Here is an 8,917-nt window from a genome sequence, read left to right on the forward strand (position 1 = left end):
CCTTTTCATTTGCCGTCTTCCCGGCAAATGAAAAACCAAAACCCTTTGTGCTTTCTTCCTTTGTGTCCTTTGTGCCTTCGTGGTTCAAACTTTCTTGTTTTTTATGACAGGATCTCAGGAGTAAGCCACTAAACAGATACGACTTTTTGCAGTTGCAACAGAACAGTCTTACTCTGACTTTTTTTGCCGGTTCTGCATAAGATCCAGCATGCTTTTTTGTTTTGTTTTGCTCTTTTTCCGGGGTTTGTTGGTTGTTGGCTGCTTTTTGGGGAGCATTTTTTCCATTATTCTGTAAGCTGCCTGAAAATCTTTTTCAGAGGCCATGGTGTTGAAAAGATCATTTTCCTCCCAAATATCCCATACCATGCCGGCCAGTTTTTTCATATTTTTGTTCTGGATCATCCCGACCACTTGCTTCCATGCACCCATTCGGTTGAAATAATCCAGGTTTTGCTGGATAAGTTCAGCTATAAAGCTGTTTTTGTATGGAGTAGACGGCCATGTGAGCATCCAGAGCAGGGTTTTGTGCAGGTTTTCAGACGGCGGCATCGGGTGTTGCAGAAAGAGCTGCAACTCTTTTACGTTTCTGGGCATCGGGGGCGTTTTGGCAGCATTGAGGCTTAAGTTGACCAATCCGTAAAATGGGGAGTCTTCACCTAGATCATGCAGGAATTCCTGCATCATATCTTTTGGGATATCAAACCACTCGAACCATTCGGTATAGCTGTCCTGGAAACCGCCATACAGTCTGGTGTATTCGTGATCCAGGATCATACTCAGGAAGTTTTCAACCAGGACCCGGTAATCATCGCTGTTCAGGCATTTTTTCCAGGCCCTCAAGACCTTAGCAGCGGCCGGCCATTCAGGGAGGGAAACAATATACTTCCGCATTTCCTGAATACTTACCTTCAAGGGGCTTCTTTCATTCTGTATTATTTGCAAGGCCTTGAGGCTGTCAGGGTTGGATGCTACTTCAGCGCGTTTATGAAGCAGGCCAAGAAACACGGAATCCAGCACAGGAGAATCACAGAATTCGGATATGATTTCGTCCAGAACCTTGTAGTTATCCAGGAAAGGCACATCCCGGAAAAACATGTACCAGTACTCAAAGGCGGTTGAAATTATGGATTCATTGCTCAGTTGCATTTTTTTGCACAAAGAAGCAATTTCCCGAAGGTTTGAAGAGTATTCCAGTACAATCTCAACAAAGGCTTTTTGGGCATGTGCTTGTCCAGAACTGAAAAAAAGATCACTGATGTACTCCAGGAAATCCCCAAGACAGGCCTCAATCTGTTGCATCCTGGACTGCAAAAGGATCATCCTTTCCCGAGGGGTCCATACATCGTATTTAAGAATCGCCGGGATGATATCAAGGTTTCGCTCTTTGTTCCTGCCGGCTGTCGACAAGACCTCGAGCTGTTTTTCTACATGGCTGGGAAGCTCAGGTGTTGATCCAGGCAGATAATGTCGCAAGACATAAGATGCTTTTTCCTGCCACGACCGGCCCATGAGGTGGTACCCAAGGGTTAACATGGCCCGGCCCATGACTAATACCGCGGGATGACTGCTGGCTGTAAATCCATTACGAATAAGGTAGTTCTTGATTGCTTCTGGATTATTGAAACTCCGGGGCTTAGAGTAAAGAATATGCATTGTTTCTGCGAGCAGGCGCAGATTATTAAGTTCAACAGGGTTATACCCGAAATTTCCGGAGCAATATTTATGAAGATCCTGGAAATTTTTTTTAAGCTGGGTAAGGGGTTTGACTGAATCGGTGTAGAAATTTTGCCTGCGCAGTTTTTCAAACTCATTTCCGGCGCGGGCCGCCAGGGCAAGGTGCTTTTCATTCTTCCTGGCCCGGGTCAGGCTGCCTTCAACATACATGCTCAGGGCTGATGTTTGTTCTGATAGCATGTCCCTGAGTCCCCGGGCCAGTTTTGCAAAGGGGTCCGGCAGAGGGGCTGGAAGACTGTCGAGCATTCCAGGATATCCCCGGCCGTGATAAATATCCAGCATGGACTGCACCACCTGGAGGCAGTTGGTGTTTTCGGTGCTTAATTCAGGAGCCTGCACCATCCCGGAATATATTTCCTCCACGATCTCTATCTTCTGGGATTTGAATACTGTTTTCAGCAGAAGGTTGTAAACCGCCGGGTTCCAGTATAAAGCCGCCTGACCTTTGACGGCATAGTCCCACTGGCGATGGTACAGGGTGATGAATTCTTCCCAGGCCTCTTTTTTCCAGTAGCCCAAAAGTCTTGCTTCGAGCTTTTTGACAGGAGGCTTGATGGACTTGCCTTTTTTGGTGCGCTTGCCTTTTTTGGCCATTATTCTTCCCTGTCCTGCAATTCATCCATGTAATCCACCAGAGCTTCTTCAGCCTCGTCTACGGCGTCTTCGTCATCTCTCTGCAAGGAGGTTTCATAATGCTTGATAAGGGAGCTCAGTGTATTTTTCCGGGCCTCGTCGGAGAGACCTTCCAGGATTCCGCGGGCCTTGTGCAGGATATAGTTGGTGGTCTGCTGCTCCTGAAAAGGGGTTTCTTCAAAGTCATCCTCCATATCCGGTTCTGATTCCATATCCACCACCAAAAACATCTGATTCTGCCTGGAACTGTCCAGGTCCACCTCGCGCTTTACGCTGTATCCCTTTTGTTCCACCCGGACCCGGATGATGCCGTTTAGATCATAGCTGTACTCAATTTGGACCGGAGTGCCGGCAGGTGAAGGGGAAAGCTGCAGATCCAGGGCGCCTATCTGAGTATTTTCCTCGGGCACCCTGGATTCGCCCTGGTAGACTCCCACCCTTACCAGCCTCTGATAAGGTATCACAGTATAGAATAGTTCGGAGCGGGTGACAGGTATCTGGGTGTTGCGGGGAATAATGGGCACGCATTTGAGCCGCATATTCTCGATGTTTTCCAGGACCTCGGTACTCAGGGTGTGGGGGTTGACGTCAATCAGCACCTGCTGGATATGGGAGCCGCTTATGATGCCTCCCTGGATAGCGGCACCCTTGGCCACGCTCAAATCCGGGTCCACGGGGGGCATGCAGGAAGGCCCGAAATATTCTTCCAGTAGGGCTGTCACCGCCGGGATGCGGGTGGAGCCTCCCACCAGCAGCACACTGTCAATATCCCCTGCTGACAGGGATGCTTCCTGCAGGGCTCTGTCCATCTCTTTCCTGGTGGTTTGCAGGTATGGAAAAATCATGGACTGGAATTCATCCCGGGTGATCTCCAGGGAAAGATCTATATCATGGTTGGCGGGGTTGGGTATCAAAGTCTCCTGGATGGTGGTGAAAGGATGGGAAGACAGGGTGATCTTGGCCTTTTCCGCTGCATCCTTCAGCCGGGCCAGGGCAGGGCGGTACTGGCGCAGGTCTGTGCCGTGGTTTTGCATGATCTGCTCCAGGCAGAGGTTGACAATGGCCTGGTCAAAGTCGTCTCCACCCAGGCGGGTATTTCCAGTGCTGGCCAGGACTTCGCTCAGCTCCCCAAGGCGCAGCACTGAGACATCAAAGGTCCCGCCTCCCAGGTCGTAAACCAGTACAAGACTTTCGGATTTATCCGATCTCTGCGCTGAATCCATATGGTTGTAGAAAAGCGAGGCTGCGGTGGGCTCGTTTATTATGCGCTCAACCTTCAGGCCGGCGGCCTCACCGGCTTTCTGGGTGGATCTGCGCTGGGCATCGGTGAAATATGCCGGTACTGTGATGACCACGCTTTCAACCTCTTCCTGGCATATTTCACCGGCCTGATTCTTGAGATACTCCAGAATGTACGAAGATATGTCTTCGGGGGTGTACTCCCTTTCCTGGATGATGATTTTCTCGCTGGTGCCCATTATGCGCTTGACTGAACTAACTGTGGTTTCAGGATGCAGAACTTCACGGTTCTTGGCCCTGGAACCCACGATGGTTTCAGCCGGATCAAAACTCACCACCGAAGGCACCAGGAGCGAACCATGTATTGAAATAACTTCGGGCTTGCCCTGGTTCAGGCGTGAAATGCAGGAGTTGGTGGTGCCAAGATCTATGCCGAAAATTGTTTTCATAAAGCTTCCTCTGTTTCTATTTGATTGATATTATTACATAAACTGCAGGTGGTTACCTGAACACGTCCGTCTCGATATATGTTGGTCCCTGGAAGTGATGATCAGGTGTATTATCCTGATGAGAGGGAGGCCTGTTTATTACCACCACGGCCGGTCGGGTTACCCGGCCCGCGACGACCAGACCCGGGCGGACCAACTCCAGAACAGTGTTTTCAGGGTGTTCCGGGTCATGACGGGTATCGCAGGCATGGTGCCGGGTGTCGTCAAACTTTTGTTTGAGATCCAGGATGGGCTCGATGTCCATTTCCTTCAACAGTGCTGTGTATCTGGCCCATACATGGTTCAGGGCCTGATCCGATTCGTAATTGCGAAGATAATAAGTTGCCAGGCTGTCAGTGACGCTGGTTACAGCCTCCATGGGTAGAGAGGCATTCATCCGGTCCTGTATCCTGTCCAGCTTGGATTCCAGTTCCTGCAGTCTGCGCTCCAGGTTCTGAGCCTGCCTCCTCTCCCGTTTCTGCAGGTTGCGAAGCATTTCCTGGATGAGCTGCAAGTCAGTGGGTTCCTCGGTCTCCTGTTCTTTCACAGGACTGCTTTTAAACAGCCCGGAAATCTTTGACCAGATCGACATGTGCTTTCCTTGGGTGATGTTTTGAAGTTTTACGGTATGTACGGATGCTGTCCGGAGTATTTTTCCTGGAGTGTCCCCAGTTGTCTGTATCCCTCGTAAAGTATGATGCCTGCGGCATTGGACAGGTTCAGACTGCGCACTTGTCCCCAGATGGGTATTCTGACCAGATGGTGGGCCTGAGAGGTGATTTTTTCCGGCAGTCCCCAGGTTTCGGGGCCAAAAACCAGGTGATCCAGGCTGGAGAAACAATGCTCTACATAGCATGAGCCCTTCCGGGCACTGGTCATTACCAGTTTGTGCCGGGTTTTCAGGCTCTGTTTGTACTCTTCCCAGTTTTTCCACACTGTAATCTTTACGTGGTCCCAGTAATCCAGGCCGGCCCGTTTAAGATGCCTGTCATCCAGGCTGAAGCCCAGGGGGCCGACCAGGTGCAGCGGCGTCGAGGTGGCGGCGCACAATCGGGCAATGGACCCGGTATTGGGAGGAATCCGTGGCTGATACAAGACTAGCTGCATTATACTTCGAAAAGCATTTCCAGGTCATCCCGGGTAAGGGCTTTCCAGGCATTCTGTCCGGGGATAACTGCTTCCGCCACTCCCTTTTTCTGTTCCTGCAGCTTGAGTATTTTTTCCTCAACCGTGTTTTCGCAGATCATCTTGTAAGAAAAGACCTGCCTGGTCTGTCCTATGCGGTGAGTCCTGTCCGTAGCCTGGTTTTCCACAGCCGGGTTCCACCAGGGATCATAATGGATGACATAGTCGGCAGCGGTCAGGTTGAGTCCGGTACCCCCGGCCTTGAGTGAAATCAGGAACACCGGAATGTCGGGATTGTTGTTGAACAGGTCCACCTGCTCCAGGCGGTCCTTGCTTGAACCATCCAGGTAGGTGTGCGGGATGTTGTTCATGTTCAGCCAGGACCTGATGATGTGCAGCATCTGGACAAACTGTGAGAATACCAAAACCTTGTGTCCGTCCTCAATAATATTGGTTGTCAGATCCTTGAAGGCCTCGAACTTGCCCGAGGGGATATTGTTGTTGACATCGGGCATGTTCAGCTTGAGAAGTCTGGGATGACAGCAAATCTGTCTGAGCTTCAACAGGGCGTCCAAAATGGACATCTGGCTGGCTGAAATGCCTTTTTCGTCCACCCGCTGCATGACCTGTTCCTTGAGTTTTTTGGCCACGCCGGTGTACAGGTCCAGCTGATCATCCATAAGGGCGCTGTAGTAGACGTTTTCCACCTTGGGTGGCAGTTCTTTGGCCACCTCGGACTTGGTCCTGCGCATTATAAACGGTTTTACCCGGTTGCGAAGGTAATTGAGGCTTTCTTCATCGCCATCTTTTATCGGTTTTACAAAACCTTTCTGAAAGGCGTGCTGAGATCCAAGGAAGCCAGGCATGAGAAATTCAAACAAAGACCATAGTTCAAGAAGGTTGTTTTCAATTGGGGTTCCCGAGAGGCATAGCTTGAAATCAGCCTGGATCTTACGTACGGAACGGGCGGTGATGGTATTGGGGTTTTTGATGTTTTGGGCCTCGTCCAGGACGATGGCATTGAAGTTATATTCTTTGAGTTCCTCCAGATCCCGGCGCAGCAGGGCGTAAGTGGTGACGACAAGGTCGGAATTATTTATTTCCTTGAACATGCCCGAGCGCCTGGAGCCGTAAATGACCAGCCGGCGCATGGAGGGTACGAATTTCTGGGCCTCACGTTCCCAGTTGGTCATAACCGAGGTGGGAACAACTATCATGGAGGGGCCTTTTTTGCCGTTTTCTTTGAGTTTCTGCAGAAATGCCAGGGTCTGGATGGTTTTTCCCAGGCCCATTTCGTCAGCCAGTATGCCTCCAAAACGGTACTCGTGTAAAAAGTTGAGATAGCTCAGGCCCTGCTGTTGATAAGGTCGAAGTTCGGCATTCAGGTTGTCAGGCGGAGGCAGTTGCCTGACCTCTTCAAAGGAATGTATCTTTTCGCGCAGTTCATTCCAGAAAGAATCAGCCTGGACATTGTCTATATCCTCCAGGATGTTTTCCAGCATGGGGACTTCGTGGTTTTGAAACTTCTTTTTGGGGGCCTTTTGGGGATCCAGGCCCATGGTCTGCAGCTTGTGTTCCAGCTTTCTGATCCAGGATTCGGGGAGGCTTGTGTATGAGCCGTCCTTGAGCTGGATGTAGCGCTTGCCGTTGATCCAGGCCTTCCAGATTTTTTCGATGGGCACCCGGATGTCGTCGTACTCTACATTTATATCCAGGTTGAACCACTTATCGTCCTTGGATGCCTCTACTCTGGCAACCACTTGGGGGGGGCTCAGACTCACTCGGTATCTGGTCAGGTTTTTTTCGCCGTAAACCCTGTACCGGTTCACCAGCTTAGGATATGAATCAAGCAGAAATGTGATGGCTTCTTCAGGTTCCAGAAACCACATATTGTTGTTCCTGGATTGAAAACCTATGTTCTGCAGGGTGGACAACAGCACTTCTTCCTTGTCCTGTTCTCTGCGTACCAGGAAAGACTTGCCTTCAAACTGGTAACTGCCGGTCTGAAGGTCCTGGTTCGGACCGTTCAGGGTGACCTCTCCATGCTCGGTTTCGTAAACGTTTTGTATCTGGAGGGTGAGAAGGCTGCCTTCCTCGTCCAGGTAGAGCTTGGGGTTGCATTTCGCAGGCACAAAAATTGGAGACATACGTTCCAGAAATTCCTCCTGGCCGTAAAGGTCCGAGGTATGAATTCTGGTCCAGACCCGGTCCAGGAACTCTGATATTTCACTGTGAGGGATTACAGGATTGTCAGAAACAAGCTCCTGCACCAGGGAGGGGTTAAGACCGGTCTGCACTGGGTAAAAGCTGTTTTTCCAGCAGACCCACAATGGAAGCTGACCATAAAAATTGACCCTTTCTCCTGATATGGAAAAAGGCAGCTTGCCTTCACGCCCAAGCAATATCTCAAAGCCCAAACCTTCACTGGAAAGCCTGGGGCTCAGATGCAGACGCATGGGCGTAGTTTCCACACGGACCGGTTGCTCGGTGTCCTCCCAGAAAAGGTAGTACTCGTTTTTAATGGACCAGAAAAACCAGGTCATGAGCCCGGCAGGGATTTCAACCCGGTGTCCGAAATAATCCAGGGAATAACCTATCTGGGTGATTACATCCGGAAGTTGGGGGGAGATTTCACACCAGTTGGGGTTTCGAATTATCTGTTCCAGGGTAATGGGATTAAGTACCGAGGAGAGCCCGTTTTTATTCTGCCTGGCCCGGTAAAATTCCACCTGAAGACGTTCCGGTTCAGGAAAAAACCTGTATACAAGGTAATGCAGGCCGGGCTCGGGTTCCAGTTCGGTGGCGAAATACATGCGAAATGTGTGACGCCAATCAGATTTGGTAACGGGTGTGTCTTCACCCGTTTCTTCCCTTAAACCGGCAAGAAATTTGAGGGCTGTAGCCCCGATATGTTTGCAGATCCCGGTAAAGGACTCGGAGCAGTTGCAGTGGAAATTGATGGCTTCACTATCCAGGTTGAGCCCTATCTCGGAGTTGTAAACCTGAAAGTCTTCTCCCTGAATTCTGCCTTCCAGATCAAGGTAATGGTCTCTAAGGTTGACATTGATCTTGTGAAGGCCGTTTTCTGAATATAGTTCATGGGCATTTTCAAGGATATATTCAGGGATGTTGTCGTGAATAAATTTCTGGATAATACTCTGGGCTTTTTGTTCTTCTGGGCTTATCATCAGCTTGTTTCTCTCCTGATAATGTCTTTTAGTATATCTGAGTCGAGCTGTCTGCAGGTAACGCATGGGGCTGCCAGTCCTCATGCATGCAGGGCTCTTCCTCCAGTCTTACAGTATCTGTCCAGCGATTTCAAGGATTGCAAGGAAATCTGGGTCAGTTCCGCACCTACTTGGAAAAAATATCGATACTCTGCTTATACTTACAGAGAAACCAAGCAGTTGCCTGTCCCCCCAACATGAAAGCAGAGATTTCTTTTTTCTTGTTCCCAGGCTGGAGCCTGGGAACGAGATGTAACCAGGAACCAGGAACGAAGAACCAGGAACCGATTTTTAACGACCAACATGATTGTTTGAAATTTGGGCTAAGCGCCTAACGCGGGCTATGCCCACAACCCAGATAAGATAAGAGTTTTTAGCCCACAGATCACACAGATTGACACAGATAAAAGAGATTGAAGAAGCATGTTTTTTCCTTGCGGGAATAAGACCCCAGTGAAACCCTGCTGCGCA

Annotated in this window: 6 protein-coding genes; all 6 read right to left on the reverse strand. The window is 49.8% G+C overall.

Annotation, left to right across the window (positions count from 1 at the left end):
• Positions 1 to 168: 168 nt before the first annotated feature.
• Positions 169 to 2,328, reverse strand: a complete 2,160-nt coding sequence (locus QZP87_RS12390) for a hypothetical protein (RefSeq protein WP_291323235.1) — start codon at positions 2,326 to 2,328, stop codon at positions 169 to 171.
• Positions 2,328 to 4,055 carry an Hsp70 family protein gene (locus QZP87_RS12395; RefSeq protein WP_291323236.1) on the reverse strand — a complete coding sequence of 576 codons (1,728 nt, stop codon included), beginning with the start codon at positions 4,053 to 4,055 and terminating at the stop codon, positions 2,328 to 2,330. Before QZP87_RS12395 ends, QZP87_RS12390 begins: the two co-directional genes overlap by 1 nt.
• Positions 4,056 to 4,107: 52 nt before the next feature.
• Positions 4,108 to 4,686, reverse strand: coding sequence for a nucleotide exchange factor GrpE (gene grpE / locus QZP87_RS12400; RefSeq protein WP_291323237.1), 579 nt, complete (start codon positions 4,684 to 4,686; stop codon positions 4,108 to 4,110).
• 29 nt (positions 4,687 to 4,715) lie between these two features.
• On the reverse strand, positions 4,716 to 5,201 hold the full coding sequence (locus tag QZP87_RS12405) for a tRNA (cytidine(34)-2'-O)-methyltransferase (RefSeq protein ID WP_291323238.1): 486 nt from the start codon (positions 5,199 to 5,201) through the stop codon (positions 4,716 to 4,718).
• A complete protein-coding gene (locus QZP87_RS12410) occupies positions 5,201 to 8,407 on the reverse strand; it encodes a DEAD/DEAH box helicase (protein WP_291323239.1) in 3,207 nt (1,068 codons plus the stop codon). The genes QZP87_RS12405 and QZP87_RS12410 overlap by 1 nt, the downstream gene beginning before the upstream one ends.
• 330 nt (positions 8,408 to 8,737) lie before the next feature.
• Positions 8,738 to 8,917, reverse strand: a 180-nt coding sequence (locus QZP87_RS12415; protein WP_291323240.1) for a hypothetical protein, incomplete at its 5' end; no start/stop codon positions are given.

This window comes from Desulfonatronospira sp., from assembly GCA_003563255.1.
Lineage (GTDB): Bacteria > Desulfobacterota > Desulfovibrionia > Desulfovibrionales > Desulfonatronovibrionaceae > Desulfonatronospira.

Bases quoted from the DNA above. Each gene is read 5' to 3' on its own strand.
- QZP87_RS12390 (WP_291323235.1), bottom strand. From the start codon at position 2,328: ATGGCCAAAAAAGGCAAGCGCACCAAAAAAGGCAAGTCCATCAAGCCT.
- QZP87_RS12395 (WP_291323236.1), bottom strand. From the start codon at position 4,055: ATGAAAACAATTTTCGGCATAGATCTTGGCACCACCAACTCCTGCATT.
- grpE (WP_291323237.1), bottom strand. From the start codon at position 4,686: ATGTCGATCTGGTCAAAGATTTCCGGGCTGTTTAAAAGCAGTCCTGTG.
- QZP87_RS12405 (WP_291323238.1), bottom strand. From the start codon at position 5,201: ATGCAGCTAGTCTTGTATCAGCCACGGATTCCTCCCAATACCGGGTCC.
- QZP87_RS12410 (WP_291323239.1), bottom strand. From the start codon at position 8,407: ATGATAAGCCCAGAAGAACAAAAAGCCCAGAGTATTATCCAGAAATTT.